Origin of the sequence: Paenibacillus sp. NPDC058898 (assembly GCF_049316025.1) — a bacterium.
Classification (GTDB): Bacteria; Bacillota; Bacilli; order Paenibacillales; family Paenibacillaceae; genus Paenibacillus_AQ.
Genome location: NZ_JBMOSM010000005.1, coordinates 439394 through 455093, shown reverse-complemented (window position 1 = coordinate 455093; position 15700 = coordinate 439394). Strand labels below are relative to the sequence as shown.

Here is a 15700-nt window from a genome sequence, read left to right as displayed (position 1 = left end):
GTAAAATTAGTCATGATTTGTGATGCTGCTCATTACCGGGCGCATGAAGGAGTGAATGACCCATGGCGCATGCAAATGATGTTCTAATGAATCAACTGTTAGCGAATGCGAATGATCCCAGCTGGCATATCCCGTTCCAGCAATCTGTGGAACATTTGACCGAGGATGAAGCGTTCTGGACACCTGCCAACGATAGTCACAGCATTGTTGAGATCATACAGCATCTGCTGTATTGGAATGAAACGTGGCAGTCCAGGTACCGTGAATCGCGGATAGATGCCGTGCCCTCTATTGGAGACAATCATTTAAGCTTCATCATTCCGGATCACGCAACCTTTGCAGAGTTGAGAGACCGATTGATAGCGGTCTTATTACAGTGGCAGGAACTGCTGTCCGAGACCAAGCTTGAGCAGGAAGTGAACGGATTTCCGGAGCCGGCCAAGTGGTGGGAGATCATAAGCAATGCCACCATGCACAATGCCTATCATATCGGTCAGATTGTGTATATTCGGAAGCTGCAGAAGAGCTGCAGAGCGTTGGAATGGTAATCCGCGGTTTTTCACACCTTAAGGTATCCACGATTGGAATGTTTCGAAGTTGCTTTCTCCCGGGTCTCTAAAGATCTCCCTACTAAAAAAAAGAAATAATGCATGGATGGAACCCGAATCATTCCTGGGCCCAACCATGCACCTCATTTACAACGCTTCTTTAATTACCCGTTTATAGAACATTACGGATAACAACCCGAATATGGAATACAGCGCCGTATATAACAGCATAACCATGACCATAGGCAGCCACAACTCGGTTCCGAAGAAGAACCAGCCGGATTTAACGGCAAAGTAACTGTGGGACAATCCGACGACCAGCGGTATACCGAAGTTGAACAGCTGCTTGATCTGAATCCCCGTAAGCAGGTTCCCTTGAGTGAATCCCAGTTTCCGAAGAATGGTATAATTCGGCTTCTCCTCTTCCCCTTCATCCATCTGCTTAAAGTACAGGATGCATCCTGAAGTAATCAGGAAGGTAAGTCCCAGGAATCCTACGATGAACATCATCAAGCCCATATTGCTCTTCTGGTTGAAGACTAGTTCCGTCCGAGAGAAGTTCCCTTTTTCCTCACTAACACCGAGGCTCTTAAAGATCTGATTTGCTTGGTCAATAGCGCTCGGATCCACAATATCGATGCCGTGATAGACATTGGTCTTCTTCTGGATCTTCGGATCCAGGTCCTGATCCAACTTATCAAATACGGTCTGGTCCACAATCGCCGTTGGCAGTCCACCGTTTGCAAAATAAAAGGATACGTAGGCTTCTTTGTCCATGCCGATCAGCTTTTGCTTAAAGTTTTGTTTAGGGCTTATGAGTTCAATTTCCCCTGTGGTTTGAATCGCCATAAATTGCTGGATTGCGTCACTGTATCCTGAGATCAGCGCCTCCCCGGGGGAAACATCCTTGCCCTTCACGCTGGCATCACTGATTACCGAGATGATCGTGGGTTCTACTTGTCCAGATACCTCCAGACTGTTCCCTATAATGTCGGATAGGTCCGCATTCACTTGAATGACATCGCGGTTGGTCTGCTTAAACTCGATATTCTCATCGGATAGCGCCTGAATAAAAGCCGTGAGATCCTTCTCGTCCGCCACCGCAAAATGATTGGGCACGCTCTGCTCGGCCGATTTCTCCGCCGAATAGTATGAGATATAGCTGAGTGACAATAGTCCGATCGCGAGTGCAGATACGGTTGTAATGATGGTCAGCAGCAGCGCATTCGATTTCATGCGGAACATGATGGAGGAGAGGGACAACACATCGTTCAGGGACAAGTAACCGCCCTTGCTCTTACGGATGGCATTGAATAGAAAGCTGACCGACCCTTTATAGAATAGATAGGTCCCGATGATAACCGATCCCAAGATCAGGATCATGGCCATGAACAGTTCGTTCATGGTGGTGAAATCCCCGCTGAACAGCTTGGTGGATACATAGTAACCGAGCACGATGAGCCCGATTCCAAACAGACCGAACAGCATTTCCAAGAAGGACATCTTCTTCACCCGGTTTTCGGTTGTGGATACCGCGTGGAAGAGGGACAGAATGCTCTGTCTTTTGATGAACGTATAATTCATGATCATGATCAACACGTATATGACGGCAAACACAATCACGGTCTGGATCATAGCTTCGGTGGAGAAGGTTAGAGCCGCCTTGGTATCAACGCCGGTGATCTTGAACAGAATCATTAAGATCAAGCGCGAACCCGCAAATCCGGCAAAAATGCCGATGACCATCGAGCCGAAATACAGAATCAGATTCTCCGCGCTAAGGATCCGGAATATCTTGCCCTTGGTTAATCCAATGAGCTGAAACAGCCCGATTTCCTTGCTGCGCCGTTTTATGAAAATCGTGTTGGCATACAGCAGGAATATCGCTACGATGGCTACTAACAGCACAGAGGCCGCGCCAAGCGCAGCTGCTCCCTTCACAGAGCCTTTCGCTTCATCCATCGCCGGATCATATTGCAGCGTGACAAACGCGAAATACAGACCCACGCTGAAGATGAGCGCAAATACATATAGATAATAGTTCTTGATATTCTTCTTCAAATTCCGGTAGATCAGATAATTAATGTTCATTCTGAACACCGCCTAGCACGCCCTGAGTTTTGATGATGTCATTGAAGAAGGCCTGCCGGGACTGCTCACCTTTGTTCAGCTGGGTATAGATCTGACCATCCTTAATGAAGACGACCCGGGTGCAATAGCTGGCAGCCACGGGATCATGGGTAACCATGATGATCGTGGAGTCGATCTTCTGATTTAATTCGCTTAGCTTGTTCAACAGATCGGAAGCGGACTTCGAGTCCAGCGCCCCTGTCGGCTCATCGGCAAAAATAATGCTCGGATCGTGGATGAACGCCCGGGCGGCAGAGGTCCGCTGCTTCTGTCCCCCAGAGATTTGGTTCGGATATTTATCCTTAAGTTCGTAGATGCCAAGCTCGGTCGCGATTCTTTGGAACTTCTGATCGGCTTCCTTTTTGGATACCTTCTTAATGGAGAGCGGCAGCAGTACGTTTTCTTTGACGGTCAAGGTATCCAGCAGGTTGTACTCCTGAAAAATAAATCCCAGATGGTGCTTCCGGAACTCCGCCAGCTCCTTCTCCTTGAGGCCCGTAAACTCTTTACCCTCGATTTTGATGCTGCCGAGGCTTACTTTATCGATCGAGGAGAGCACGTTCAGCAGCGTGGTTTTCCCTGAGCCCGATGCACCCATGATGCTGACGAACTCGCCTTTATCCACGCGGATATCGATGCCCTTCAGCACTTCCTGTTTATTGAATTTGTTGCCGTAGCTTTTATGAATTTGGTTTGCTTCAAGAATTGCCAATTTCACTCACTCCTTCGTTATCTGTCCTTATCATAAAGGAGTCGGAGCGCCTTTTCCTTCGATTCGCCGAACAAAGCGCAAAAGCATGTGACATTGTTGTCACATGCCGGTCATGCTCACAAAATCATTCCGTTTCGGAAAGATCAAGGTGAAGGTGGTGCCGATGCCCGGCTTCGATTCCACCTGAATGCGGATCAACAGGGCGTCGGTTACTTTTTGCGTCAGATAGAGCCCCATGCCTGTTGCCGCACTGTCCTGATGCGAGGTGGTTGAGGTGAAGCCTTTGTCGAAAATCCGCGGCATGTCCTTCGGATCAATGCCGCGTCCGGAATCCTGGATGGTAAGCCTGACATGATCATCCGTAAGATTGCTCTCGATGATGATGTCCGAAGCGCTGCTGTATTTGACCGCGTTGGTCAGTAGCTGGCGGATGATAAAGCCCAGCCACTTGGCATCGCTGAGCACTTCCGTTACCTCAAGGGAAACGTCAAATCCGATGCCTTTCTGCATGCACCAGGACTTGAGCGCACGTATTTCCTGGAAGATGATCGGCTCAAGCGCGGATACCTCGATCAGCAGATCATTCTGGATAAAGGGGATGCGCTTTTGGTGCAGCTGCTGGTCAAGCAGCAGGTGGATGCGGAGCCACTCATACTGGAGCTGAGCTTTTAACGTCTCGTCTTCCATGCGCTCGATCATCAGCTGCATGGTGGTGAGCGGCGTTTTCACCTCGTGAATCCAGGATAACAGCTCGTCCCTCTCCCCTTGCATCTCCATTAAACGCATGGAGGATTCCTTCTTGAAGCGCTCGGTCTGGAGGGAGAGGATGTCCATGGCAATCGCCTCAAAGGGGTGCTCCGGCTCGCTGATGGCTGCTAAATCATAGGTGTCATCCCACGCCTGGAGGCTTTTGTAGAACTTGGTTTCCCGAGTGTACCTCACAAACAGAAACACCATGAAGAACAGCGTCGACAGAAACACGATATAAAGGATGGGCAAGAACGGGATCTGGGAGTCCACGGCGGCTATGAACAGAAACAGCAGCTGCAGAAACAGGAAGAACAGAATCCAGCTTAGTCGTTCCCGGATATAGGCCATCATCATGCATGGGCCTCTTCCGTGGCGATATAACCTTGTCCCACCTTGGTTTCGATGTAAGGGTCAAGACCGAGGGGCTCCAGCTTCTTGCGCAGCCGATTGACGTTGACCGTTAAGGTATTATCGCTGACAAAATGCTCGTTGTCCCATAAGCTCTTGATCAGATCCTCCCGGCTGACGATTTGATTCTTCCGCTCCATGAGGATTTTCAGAATGAACATTTCATTCTTTGTCAGTTCCGCGGTGCCCTGGGGGCTGCTAATGGTATTTTTACCGAATTCGATGGTGGCTCCGCGCCATGTTCTCAGCTCGGCCCGTTCGGTGTTGTAATTGTATACCCGGCGCAGAGTGGCCTGGATTTTGGCAATCAGGACATCAAAGTGGAACGGCTTCTGAATGAAATCGTCCGCTCCAAGCTGCATGGACATCACCATGTCGGTCGGGTGATCGCGGGAAGATAAGAAGATAATCGGCACGTTCGAGTGGGACCGAATCATTCGGCACCAATGGAACCCGTCAAACTTCGGCAGCTGGATGTCGATAATGACCAGGTCGGGCTGAACCGCTGTAAATTCATGAAGTACGGCGTTGAAATCGTGGACGCCATAAACATCATACGACCATTGCGAAAGGCGCTCCTGCACTTCATGGAATAGGGTCACGTCGTCTTCGATTAACATAATTTTAAACAAGAGATTCACCACGCTTTATAAGGTTGTTCAAAAGCCCCTTTGCAAACCTTCCCGGTGATAAAAAAGTTGACTGTTGAACTTGCACTTTACGATCCATATTTCATTCCCAGTGTATAGCAAATTGTCGATATGTGCCATCTTGTGGGCAGCCATTTTTGCGTGTGCACATATGACGAGGCTTAAATACCTATTTACAAACATTTCCTCACTTCCCATAATAGAAATGAGCCTATGACTTGGGAGGGGAAAACTATCGTTATGTATAAGAAGTTCAAATGGTTGACTGTACTCGTTGCAGCTGTGCTGGTGGTTATGACAGGATGTCAGGCTGTCGGGGGACTGGATATCAACAAGGCGTTGCTTACCAGTCTCGATGTTAAATCCAGCGAATCCAAGGCAAGTATTCGATTCGAGGTGGTGCCATCAGACAAGGCCCTATCGACTGAAGATAAACAAGCGATTGATCTCATTAATTCGTTATCCTTGAATATGGACCATGCCATCGTGCAGGATAGCAAAACGGTGTCCATTCAGGGCAGTGTCCAATATTCGGACAAGAAGATTCCGCTTCATATATCCATGGATTCCAAAGGAATGGCGATTCAATTGGAAGGCGCCAAGCAGCCGTTCTATCTATCAATGGATACGACCGTTCCCGGATTACCGGATACCAGTCAGTATGAGCAGGCGATTCAAGATGTCGTGAAGAAGGCGGCAGGGCTTGTGCTGAAGCATTTCCCGAATCCATCGACAATCGCGGTGAAGTCCGCTCAGGAGAAGGTGAACGGGGAAAGCTTGAACCTGACGCATCTTCATATGGAGCTGACGGGTGAGGAAATTCTGAATATGTTCAAACCCTTCGCAGAGAGCTTGCTTAAGGACGAAGCCGGTTTGAAGCAGTTGATAGGCGACGCTTATGATGCTATTTATCCGATGATGACCAGCATTGGTGAGACCTACGGCGAAGATGTGGAGCTCCTGCCGCAAGAGTCCAAGGAAGAAGCCGTCGCTTCGCTTTACGAAATGGTTCATGGCGGTTTGAGCGAGCTGATGGTAAATTACGATGAACAGAAGAAACAGTTATTAGAGGAGGTTCCTGGATCCGAAACGGTCTTCGGCAAGGATACAACACTCAAGCTGGATTATTTCTTCGATGAGCAGCTGAATACACGAAAGAGTGCGTTGGAACTTAACATCGCACTTCCGGCTTCTGAGGAACTGCCGCTGAAGTCCTTTAAGGTTTATTCCGAGAGTGAAGTATGGAACATCGGTGGCGCGGTCAAAGCCAATCAGGTAGACACGACCAGAGGCGTGCTCGACGTCCTGAACGGGACGGTGACGCCAGGCCAAGTGCTGCGGAACTTTGAGAAGGATTCCCTCATGTATAACGTGTTGAAGGATGATCTGAAGATCACGCAAAAATCGATGTTCCTCAGCCCCTCAAGCGATGATTATGGATATGGTGTAATCAAGAAGAACAATCAGAGCTTCGTTCCGCTTCGTTACCTGGCAGACCAGTTGGATGCCGAAGTGAAGTGGACCAAAGGCTCGAAGAAAATTACAGTCATCAATGATCTGACAGGGGAAGAAATCGTATTGACCGTAGGCTCCAAAACAGCCAGCGTCGGCGGTGAAAACGTGACGCTGCAGGAAGCTCCATTCGTGCATAGCGATGGTTCTACCTATGTTCCGCTTCGGTTTATGGCCGAATCGCTCGGCGCAACGTTACATCAGGAGGGCGACGGCTGGATTAAGGTTGAACGTAATTGATGCCGATTGTTATTGATAACGGGGCAGGCCTATACCTGTTATGAAACTTATATAAGCTAAAGTTTAGCGGGGCTGTTTCCTATCATCTTGGGATGATAGGAAACAGCCTTTTTGTCATTGCTTCCTTCATCGCGCCAACTGTACCGGTACAGTTGGCGTTATTTCAAATCGTCAGGAAGCCCTTCCTACCGTAAGATAAGTAGCAAATGTACCAACCTCCTCTGGTTGGACTCAAATAGAGAAGATGAAGGAGAATACTTATTATGAATACACCGAATACAAGCCGTGCTTATGCCGCTGCGTTAGGATATACGATCATCATTGGTTTTTCGTTTATGTTTGTGAAGCTGGCGCTGATCGTCTCTAACCCGCTGGACACATTGGCCCACCGGTTCACTATTTCGTTCATTGCCGCATCGCTTGCACTCCTCATCGCCCGTAGAAAGGTCAAGCTGGATTTGAAACGGCTGCTGACCATCGTGCCGCTGGCCATATTCTATCCATTCCTGTTCTTTACGCTGCAAACCTTCGGTTTGGTCTACACCTCTTCAGCCGAGGCCGGGATCATCCACGCTACCGTACCGATCTTTACGTTGCTCTTGGCGTCACTGTTTTTGAAGGAACGCTCCAGCTGGGCACAAAAGCTATTTACCGTGTTGTCAGTGTCAGGGATCATCTCTATATTCGTGCTGAAGGGCGTTTCCTTCGAGACATCAAGTACGCTCGGGATTGTACTCATTCTGCTGTCGGCGCTTTCCAACGCGATATACAGCGTGATGGCACGCAAGTTGACGCAGAAGCAGTCAGTACTGGATATAACGTTCATCATGTCGATGATCGGATTCGTGCTGTTTAATCTGATGTCGGTCGCTCAACATGCTGCGCAGGGGACGCTCGTACATTATTTTGACCCGTTTCTGCATCCATCCTTCGTATGGGCCGTTCTGTATCTTGGCGTTTTGTCCTCCCTTGGAACATCGCTGCTGTCAAATTATGCATTGTCCCAGATGGAGGCATCCCGGATGGGCATCTTTAACAATCTGGCCACCGTGGTCACGATCTTTGGAGGTGTCGCCTTCTTGAATGAAGAGCTGGCTTATTATCATGTTATCGGGGCAGCGCTCGTCATTATCGGCGTGATCGGGACCAGCATTGCAGGGAGGTCTGCGAGTTCTAAGAGGAAACCGCGTAGGCGGAACGAATCCAAACATGCTTAATTAAGTTTGTAGTTGAGAACTCCTTCGGTTAGATCCCTAAAAAAGGCTTGAGATATTAGGTAGCACCTAATAAAATAAGGTGTGAGCTAATATTTGAATGGAACGGGAGGGGGACCCTTTGCTCGAATGGATGCTACGTAATGTGATGGCGGAGAGAGGGATATGGTCGGGAGCGGCTTTGGCGCGGCTGATGAAAGAGAAGGCGAATTACAGCCTGTCAGCTGCTTCCATTAGTGCCTTGCTGACGAACCAGCCCAGGCAGATGAAGGCAGAGACGTTAGATGCCCTTTGCACAACCTTAGAGTGTACTCCAGGTGACTTATGGGTGCATACACCTCCTTCTAGAACTAAGGGGGCTTAAGTGAATGACGGTTAAAGCTATTGTGCCATTCGGTGATCCGATCTTGCGAAAGATCGCCCGGCCAGTCGATACCGTAAATGCCAGAGCATTGAAGATTCTGGATGATATGGTTGAGACGCTGTATGACAGCGAAGGGCGCGCTGGTCTTGCCGCACCACAAATCGGTATATTACGAAGACTTATTGTCATGGACTGCGGAGAAGGATTGATCGAGCTGATTAATCCAGAAATCGTAGAGATGGACGGGGAACAGCTGGGCCCCGAAGCGTGTCTCTCTTATCCAGGGTATTACGGATATGTGAAGAGAGCCAATAAAGTTAAGGTAAAGACATTGAATCGCCAAGGCGAGACGGTAATTCTGGATGGCGAAGATTATCTGGCCAGATGTATGCAGCATGAGATTGATCACCTGAACGGCATATTGTTTGTGGACCATGTTCGGGATGGATGGTTGTATCACGAGGAGACCCATCAACGCATCGAGCTGTTTCCTGTCATTGGGTTATCCAATACAGGCGCATAACGGACATGGAGAGTCTCTCTCTTATGAGGAAAGAAATAGAACGGCTGGATGTTCTTATATCCGGCCGTTTTTTTATATCATGCACGGCTAAAATAAGATTTTGAATGTAGAAGGTTGACGGAACAGAATTCTCGTGATATTATTATCTTAAATTAGAGATATTTTAAATCAAAATAATAATTTATGAAGGTTGCGCCAACACTTTCTAAATATAAGAGATGGAGGAATTTAATCATGAACGGATTAAAAGGAATTCACCATGTAACAGCCATTACGAGCAGTGCCGAGAAGAACTACGAGTTCTTCACCTATGTGCTCGGCATGCGGCTCGTGAAGAAGACGGTTAATCAGGACGATATTCAGACATACCACCTGTTCTTTGCAGATGACAAGGGCAGTGCCGGCACAGATATGACCTTCTTCGATTTTCCGGGGATCCCGCAGGGCAGACATGGTACAGACGAGATTTACAAAACCTCGTTCCGTGTCCCTAACGATGCAGCGCTCGAATATTGGGTCAAGCGATTTGACCGAATGGATGTGAAGCATCAAGGTATTCAAGAGTTATTTGGCAAAAAGACACTCGCCTTTGTTGATTTTGACGATCAGCAGTATCAGCTCATCTCTGATGAGAACAACAAGGGTGTGGTTTCAGGAACTCCTTGGCAGAAGGGACCAATTCCGCTGGAGCATGCGATTACAGGACTCGGCCCGGTGTTTGTACGGGTGTCCAACTTCGATTATTTCAAGGAAATGATGGAGAAAGTGCTCGAATTCAAGGAAATCGGCAAGGAAGGTTCGCTTCATCTGTTTGAGGTTGGTGAAGGCGGCAATGGCGCTCAAGTGGTTGTTGAGTACAACGCCGTGCTTCCAAGAGCTCAGCAAGGCTTCGGCACCGTACACCATGCGGCCTTCCGGGTAGAGGACCGCTCAGTGCTGGAACATTGGATCAAGCGTCTGGATGATTTCCAGTTCCATACATCGGGCTTTGTTGACCGCTATTTCTTCCAATCCCTGTACGCGCGTGTTGCACCGCAGATTCTGTTTGAGTTCGCAACCGACGGTCCAGGCTTCATGGGTGACGAGCCATATGAAACGCTGGGCGAGAAGTTGTCCCTGCCTCCATTCCTGGAGCCAAAGCGCGAACAGATCGAGGGTATGGTTCGTCCAATCGATACGGTGCGCAGCACGAAGGAATTCGTAAAGGAATAATGTAATGAATCTTAAGGAAGCAATCCGGCTTGTTTATAACAAAGCCGGATTGCTTTTTTTTGTATCACTGAAATAATGGATCTTACTATTCATTCCACTTCATCCGAACCAAACGGATGGTCCACGATGTACAGCCAGCTTCCGTCAGGTTGCTGTCTCACGATCTCGGAGGTATAACCTTGCAGCACAAGGGGGCGGCCATCCGAGTCCACGGTATGCAAGGTAAAATGGGCACGCATCAACGCGATATTTTCAAAGGGGATGCAGTATAGGTTGGTGGAGACCATCTTGCCTTGAAGCAGCAGCAGTTCCTCCATCGTATGGCGGAAGGAATGGACTCCGATCTCCAAGCTTCCATTGCTGTGGACATGAATACTGTTCGGTTCATACAATGCCAGCATCTGGTCGATGTCCCCTGAATTATACGCGTCAGCAAATGCAGCATTCATATCCTCGGGCTTCCAGACTCGGCTTGCGGGAATGGATGGTTTCATTGAATCTCCTCTTTCTGTATGATGATAGCAATAGCCTATCTGAAAATGAAAGCTGTGATAAGTACGCACAATTTTATGACATAGTCATCTATTTATGACCAATGACCAAGGGGGTTCAGCAATACATATGCCATATCAGGATGAGCAGTATGGGTGCCCGGCTGAAGTGGGCTTGCATATGATTAGTGGGAAGTGGAAGCCCCGAGTACTGTATGAACTGTTTCAGGAAACCCTGCGTTTTGGTGAGCTGCATCGGAGAATACCTGAAGTATCAAGGCATGTGCTTACCGTGCAATTGCGGGAGTTAGAGGAGAGCGGCATCGTGAAACGGACGGTGTATCAAGAGGTGCCTCCCAAGGTGGAGTACTCGGTAACGGAATTTGGCCGGAAATTTGAAGTGTTGCTTGAGCAGATGGTTATTTTGGGTCAACTGTATATCGATTCTCAAGAGGTCCCTAACGAATAGCACTTCAAGATAGCCTCAATCAGAAGAAATATCCTTTGATGCACACATTCACCGATTAAGTACATCAATTCTGGTTTAAATACAAATACTGTATAGGAATGGATGACTTAATAGCCTGAGGTGGAGCATATGAAAGGGAGTTTATTCAAGAACATTGTGTTTACGGTTTCGGCCGTCATCATTGCCATTCTTGCTATTCTCGGGGCTGCTATGCCTGGAGCTTTCGGGGAAGTGGCGGGGTATTTGTACAGATTTACGACGAATACGTTCGGCTGGTTCTATCTGCTCTCGATCTTTGTAATTATTATATTTCTGATCTGGGTGGCAACCAGTAAATACGGCACGATTCGTCTTGGTGGAGATAAGGAGAAGCCCGAGTATCCGTTCTTCACCTGGATCGGAATGCTGTTCTCTGCGGGATTTGGTGTAGGGCTGGTGTTTTGGGGTGTGGCTGAACCCATGAGCCATTTTTTTAAGACACCCTTCGGCGGTGTTGAAGCACAAGGTGTAGACGCGGCACGTGTGGCTATGGGCTATTCTTTTTTTCATTGGGGGGTTAGCCAATGGTCCGTGTTTGCTCTTGTCGGACTTGTGATCGCGTTTCTTCAGTACCGTAAGCAGAAGGATGGGCTGGTATCTACAGCGCTGGAGCCTGTCACCGGCTCTAAGCGTGGCGTGAAGAATACGATTGATATCCTAGCGGTGATTGCAACGGTCATGGGCATCGCGACTTCCATTGGACTTGGCGTTCTGCAGATGAGCGGGGGTTTGAACACGATTACGGGAGTGAACAATGGTGTCGGGTTGCAGTTAATGATGTTGGGGCTTATTTTTGTCGCTTATATGATCTCGTCCACAACGGGATTGGATAAAGGGATCAAATACCTAAGCAACCTGAACCTCGCGTTGGCGCTCATTTTTTTATTGTTTGTGTTTGTTAGTGGTCCCACCGTGTTCATCTTGGAGACCTTTACATTGGCGCTGGGCGATTATATTACGAATTTCGTATCGTACAGCCTGCGGCTTCAACCCTACGCTGAGGGCACGTGGGTACGGGAATGGACGATCTTTTACTGGGCTTGGGCGATTGCATGGTCCCCGTATGTCGGAGCTTTCGTGGCGAGGGTGTCCAAGGGAAGAACGATTCGTGAATTCATTGTGGGCGTGATGGTCGTGCCGCCGGTCATTGCTTGTCTGTGGATCGCGGTATTCGGCGGGACGGCGATCTGGTTTGATCTGCACGAGAGCACCGGGATTGCCGCAGCCGTTAATGCGGATGTGACATCGGCCCTGTTTCAGCTCTTTAACCAATTACCTCTCTCCATGGTCATGAATGTGCTGGCGATTTTACTCATTCTGACGTTCCTGGTGACATCAGCGGACTCAGCAACCTACATCTTATCCAGCATGACTACCTATGGCAGCCTGAACCCTCCTCACATTGCAAAAATCGTGTGGGGCACGCTCATGGCAGCGATAGCCGGTGTGCTGCTGTATGCGGGAGGGCTGGAAGCCTTGCAGACGGCTTCATTGATTGCGGCATTGCCGTTCACGGTGCTGCTGCTGTTGTTGATCATTGCCGTGGTGAAGCTGCTGCGGCGTGAGCCGATTCCGATTCGGAAGGCTGATCTGAAGCGGTTCCGCCGTCTGGAAGAGGCGGCCAACCGGGGGAAGAAGTGAAGGCAAACGTTTGGCGGAGGAACGAGGTGTTTTATCCCTTGCGCGATAAAGAGGGCATCCATGGGGTGCCTTCTTTATTTTGTGAGGAGATAAGCTCGGAAAAGACGGGAACCATAGCCGAACCAGTACAAGCACAGGAAGGACATGTGCAGGTAATAGGCATACCACGATGGCAGTACAAGGGATCTGAAAAGGCCGTAAATCCAATTGAAACATAGGATGTTCAGGATCACAAAGAGGTATATGGGGAACTGAAGGAGGATTCGTTTCTTGAAGGATCCGGACTTCAAGTCGTCACCCGGGGTACAGGATTGCTTTCTATCTACATACGTTCGATCCAGATAGACATACAGCTCACCGACAAAATAACCTGTGAGGTACATTCCAACGATGGCGATGTTGATCCAGCCTGCATCCTGTCGAGGCAGCCCGAGGTTGATCAAGAGGTCAAATATCCAGAACATGCATAGTGAACTGATCGTCACGATGATCCATAGAGGAAATGTTGGCATCCGTCGCTTTGCAGCTGAATCGACCGCTTCCTTTGATTTTGCCATAATACCTCCTTTTTGTTTACCGAGATCATTATCCTTATATTACCTTATTTATGAACTCTATGTATGAATGAAGCGATTCACCGCATACAAAATAGCCCTTATTACACCTCTGAAAGAGTGCAATAGGGGCTATTAGGTGTTCATTTGAAAAGAGAATAACGGTTATTTTTTCTTCAGCAGCAAATATACAAAATACGGCGCGCCGATAATAGCGACCATAATGCCCGCGGCGATGCCATCAGGATCCACGATATTCCGTCCGATCGTGTCTGCGAGCAGCAGCAGCCAGCCCCCGATCAATATGGCAATCGGAATGTACAACTGATTCCGCGGGCCAACCAGCGCTTTGGCAATATGAGGGCCCATGAGTCCGATGAACGTGATGCCGCCTGTGACCGACACCGCGGACGCTGCGAGCGCTACGGCGGCCAGAAGCAGCACGATGCGCTCCTTCTCAATGGATACACCGACGCCGATGCCCACGGGATCGCTTAATCCCAGCAGATTCATACGCTGCGCTTTGTACAGGGTGAACGGAATCAGGATGATCAGCCAGGGCAGCAGCGCCACAATGAAGGGCCAATCGGTGCCCCATATCCCTCCAGCCAGCCACTTGGCGATAAAATCGACCTTAGTCCGCTCGGCAGATGATGTGAGCACAATCATGACGCCCGAGAGTGCCATGGAGAACCCGACACCGGTAAGCACCAATTTAACGGGCTGCAGGCCTTCGCCTTTTCGGAAAGAGAAGAGGTAGATGCCCACGGCCGTTAGCACAGCTCCAATAAATGCCGCCAAGGGCAGCATGTAAATAAAGGAGCCGGCTTCGATCGGGAAGAACAGGAAGAATACGGCTACGCCGACCCCGGCCCCGGAGTTAATGCCGATAATTCCGGGATCCGCGAGATCATTTCGGGTGATGCTCTGCAGAATGGCACCCGATAAGGCCAGCGCCATTCCGGCCAGCAAAGTAATGAGCATGCGCGGCAGGCGTACATCGAAGATAATGAATTTCTCTTTGAAGCTGCCTTGTCCCAGCAAGGTTGGAATAATCCGGTCATAGCTAACGGACGAATAACCGAGACCCAGACCAACGAGGACAGTAACCACTGTAAGGATCAACAAGACCAGAAACGTAATGCGTTGTTTTCTTAATAACGATGGATGAATCATGACATTCCCCGCCCTCCTTTGCGTACGATAAACAGGAAGAAGGGCAATCCCATGATGGCGATCAGAGCGGCTACGGGTGTTTCGTAAGGAGCATGCAGCGTTCGTCCGACTGTGTCGGCAAACAGCATGAAGATAGCTCCCACCAGGGCAGACATCGGGATGACATGGCGGTAGTCGGTTCCGACCATCCCGCGGACGATATGGGGAATCATCAGGCCGAGGAAGGCCAAATTCCCCACCAAGGCCACAGAGGTGCCTGCCAGGAGGACAATCACGACAAACAGGATGCCTTTGACCCCAGCAATGTTCTGTCCCAAACCGACGGCGACTTCTTCACTGAGGCTAAGAATGGTCAGCTGCCTCGATAGCACGATGGCAATCATAATTCCAAGGAGAATAAACGGGAATATCGTCTGCAGCTGTCCCCATGATGTGCCGATCACGCCGCCTGCCGTCCACATGGACACATCCTTGGATATTTTAAAATAAATGCCGATTCCTTCGGCGATGGCATACAGGAATGCGGATACGGCTGAACCTGCCAGCACCATCTGAAGAGGGGAGAAGCCGCTCTTTCGCATGGCTTCAATGCCAAAGACCATCACGGCACCGATCGCTGCTCCGATGAAGCAAGCCACCATAATGCCAAAATAATTGGCGTCTGGCAGGAAAGCCAGCGTGAAGGCAAGCGCCGCATTCGCCCCGCTGGTGAGGCCGAGCAGGCCGGGATCCGCCAGCGGATTGCGGGTAATACCCTGCATGATGGCACCGGAGACCGCGAGGGCGGCTCCGACCAAAATAGCGGCAACCTCACGGGGCAGGCGAATTTCGCGAAGGAGGGATAATTTCTCGCCTTCCATCGAGGTGGTAAGGGCAAACCATACATCCTTGATGCTGGTTTCAGCTGCACCGAACACCATCGCAATGACAAACATGCTTATAAATACGATGATGCCCGCAATCAATTTGATGGAAAAAGGAATGGACCGTTTCGTAGACATTGTCATGGAATCATCTTTTCATCATAAAGTTGGAATAATCAATCAAAATAAGTTTGTGCAACGGCA

Annotated in this window: 16 protein-coding genes; 8 read left to right on the top strand and 8 right to left on the bottom strand. The window is 49.3% G+C overall.

What is annotated here, in order from left to right; translation table 11 throughout:
- Positions 1–62: 62 nt before the first annotated feature.
- Positions 63–548 carry a DinB family protein gene (locus ACOZB4_RS16910; RefSeq protein ID WP_379413197.1) on the top strand — a complete coding sequence of 162 codons (486 nt, stop codon included), beginning with the start codon at positions 63–65 and terminating at the stop codon, positions 546–548.
- Positions 549–695: 147 nt separating this feature from the next.
- On the opposite strand, the gene ACOZB4_RS16905 is transcribed toward ACOZB4_RS16910, so the two are convergent.
- The 4 genes from ACOZB4_RS16905 to ACOZB4_RS16890 form a co-directional block, all read right to left on the bottom strand.
- On the bottom strand, positions 696–2639 hold the full coding sequence (locus ACOZB4_RS16905) for an FtsX-like permease family protein (RefSeq protein ID WP_379413200.1): 1944 nt from the start codon (positions 2637–2639) through the stop codon (positions 696–698).
- Positions 2629–3390, bottom strand: coding sequence for an ABC transporter ATP-binding protein (locus tag ACOZB4_RS16900; protein WP_009591195.1), 762 nt, complete (start codon positions 3388–3390; stop codon positions 2629–2631). Before ACOZB4_RS16900 ends, ACOZB4_RS16905 begins: the two co-directional genes overlap by 11 nt.
- 99 nt (positions 3391–3489) lie before the next feature.
- Positions 3490–4494: a sensor histidine kinase gene (locus ACOZB4_RS16895; protein ID WP_379413205.1), complete on the bottom strand. Its 1005-nt coding sequence runs from the start codon at positions 4492–4494 to the stop codon at positions 3490–3492.
- Positions 4491–5180 (bottom strand): response regulator transcription factor, encoded by a 690-nt coding sequence (locus ACOZB4_RS16890; protein ID WP_379413208.1) that lies wholly within the window; start codon positions 5178–5180, stop codon positions 4491–4493. Before ACOZB4_RS16890 ends, ACOZB4_RS16895 begins: the two co-directional genes overlap by 4 nt.
- A gap of 258 nt (positions 5181–5438) precedes the next feature.
- Between ACOZB4_RS16890 and ACOZB4_RS16885 the strand changes: the two genes are divergently transcribed.
- The 5 genes from ACOZB4_RS16885 to ACOZB4_RS16865 all read left to right on the top strand — a co-directional run bounded on the left by ACOZB4_RS16885 (position 5439) and on the right by ACOZB4_RS16865 (position 10263).
- On the top strand, positions 5439–6950 hold the full coding sequence (locus tag ACOZB4_RS16885) for a copper amine oxidase N-terminal domain-containing protein (protein ID WP_379413210.1): 1512 nt from the start codon (positions 5439–5441) through the stop codon (positions 6948–6950).
- Between the two features lie 263 nt (positions 6951–7213).
- Positions 7214–8167: a DMT family transporter gene (locus tag ACOZB4_RS16880; RefSeq protein ID WP_379413213.1), complete on the top strand. Its 954-nt coding sequence runs from the start codon at positions 7214–7216 to the stop codon at positions 8165–8167.
- Between the two features lie 118 nt (positions 8168–8285).
- The gene (locus ACOZB4_RS16875) at positions 8286–8528 is read left to right on the top strand and encodes a helix-turn-helix domain-containing protein (RefSeq protein WP_071220536.1); all 243 of its coding nucleotides are present in this window, start codon (positions 8286–8288) and stop codon (positions 8526–8528) included.
- A gap of 4 nt (positions 8529–8532) precedes the next feature.
- Entirely contained in the window at positions 8533–9051 is a 519-nt protein-coding gene (gene def, locus ACOZB4_RS16870) for a peptide deformylase (RefSeq protein WP_379413218.1), read from the top strand.
- A gap of 234 nt (positions 9052–9285) precedes the next feature.
- Positions 9286–10263, top strand: coding sequence for a ring-cleaving dioxygenase (locus ACOZB4_RS16865; RefSeq protein ID WP_379413221.1), 978 nt, complete (start codon positions 9286–9288; stop codon positions 10261–10263).
- 89 nt (positions 10264–10352) lie between these two features.
- On the opposite strand, the gene ACOZB4_RS16860 is transcribed toward ACOZB4_RS16865, so the two are convergent.
- On the bottom strand, positions 10353–10757 hold the full coding sequence (locus tag ACOZB4_RS16860) for a YybH family protein (RefSeq protein WP_379413223.1): 405 nt from the start codon (positions 10755–10757) through the stop codon (positions 10353–10355).
- Positions 10758–10884: 127 nt separating this feature from the next.
- Between ACOZB4_RS16860 and ACOZB4_RS16855 the strand changes: the two genes are divergently transcribed.
- Together ACOZB4_RS16855 and ACOZB4_RS16850 are read left to right on the top strand one after the other, a co-directional pair.
- A complete protein-coding gene (locus ACOZB4_RS16855; RefSeq protein WP_379413228.1) occupies positions 10885–11223 on the top strand; it encodes a winged helix-turn-helix transcriptional regulator in 339 nt (112 codons plus the stop codon).
- Positions 11224–11352: 129 nt separating this feature from the next.
- Entirely contained in the window at positions 11353–12903 is a 1551-nt protein-coding gene (locus tag ACOZB4_RS16850; protein WP_379413230.1) for a BCCT family transporter, read from the top strand.
- A 74-nt stretch (positions 12904–12977) separates the two neighbouring features.
- Here the strand turns inward: ACOZB4_RS16850 and ACOZB4_RS16845 are convergent, their stop codons facing one another.
- The 3 genes from ACOZB4_RS16845 to ACOZB4_RS16835 form a co-directional block, all read right to left on the bottom strand.
- Positions 12978–13460 (bottom strand): hypothetical protein, encoded by a 483-nt coding sequence (locus ACOZB4_RS16845; protein WP_379413232.1) that lies wholly within the window; start codon positions 13458–13460, stop codon positions 12978–12980.
- Between the two features lie 162 nt (positions 13461–13622).
- Positions 13623–14633, bottom strand: a complete 1011-nt coding sequence (locus ACOZB4_RS16840; protein WP_379413235.1) for a FecCD family ABC transporter permease — start codon at positions 14631–14633, stop codon at positions 13623–13625.
- Positions 14630–15640 (bottom strand): FecCD family ABC transporter permease, encoded by a 1011-nt coding sequence (locus tag ACOZB4_RS16835; RefSeq protein WP_379413237.1) that lies wholly within the window; start codon positions 15638–15640, stop codon positions 14630–14632. The genes ACOZB4_RS16840 and ACOZB4_RS16835 overlap by 4 nt, the downstream gene beginning before the upstream one ends.
- Positions 15641–15700 lie beyond the last annotated feature (60 nt).

Coding starts and splice junctions, on each gene's coding strand:
- ACOZB4_RS16910 (WP_379413197.1), top strand. CDS start 63: ATGGCGCATGCAAATGATGTTCTAATGAATCAACTGTTAGCGAATGCG.
- ACOZB4_RS16905 (WP_379413200.1), bottom strand. CDS start 2,639: ATGAACATTAATTATCTGATCTACCGGAATTTGAAGAAGAATATCAAG.
- ACOZB4_RS16895 (WP_379413205.1), bottom strand. CDS start 4,494: ATGATGATGGCCTATATCCGGGAACGACTAAGCTGGATTCTGTTCTTC.
- ACOZB4_RS16885 (WP_379413210.1), top strand. CDS start 5,439: ATGTATAAGAAGTTCAAATGGTTGACTGTACTCGTTGCAGCTGTGCTG.
- ACOZB4_RS16880 (WP_379413213.1), top strand. CDS start 7,214: ATGAATACACCGAATACAAGCCGTGCTTATGCCGCTGCGTTAGGATAT.
- def (WP_379413218.1), top strand. CDS start 8,533: ATGACGGTTAAAGCTATTGTGCCATTCGGTGATCCGATCTTGCGAAAG.
- ACOZB4_RS16865 (WP_379413221.1), top strand. CDS start 9,286: ATGAACGGATTAAAAGGAATTCACCATGTAACAGCCATTACGAGCAGT.
- ACOZB4_RS16860 (WP_379413223.1), bottom strand. CDS start 10,757: ATGAAACCATCCATTCCCGCAAGCCGAGTCTGGAAGCCCGAGGATATG.
- ACOZB4_RS16855 (WP_379413228.1), top strand. CDS start 10,885: ATGCCATATCAGGATGAGCAGTATGGGTGCCCGGCTGAAGTGGGCTTG.
- ACOZB4_RS16850 (WP_379413230.1), top strand. CDS start 11,353: ATGAAAGGGAGTTTATTCAAGAACATTGTGTTTACGGTTTCGGCCGTC.
- ACOZB4_RS16845 (WP_379413232.1), bottom strand. CDS start 13,460: ATGGCAAAATCAAAGGAAGCGGTCGATTCAGCTGCAAAGCGACGGATG.
- ACOZB4_RS16840 (WP_379413235.1), bottom strand. CDS start 14,633: ATGATTCATCCATCGTTATTAAGAAAACAACGCATTACGTTTCTGGTC.
- ACOZB4_RS16835 (WP_379413237.1), bottom strand. CDS start 15,640: ATGACAATGTCTACGAAACGGTCCATTCCTTTTTCCATCAAATTGATT.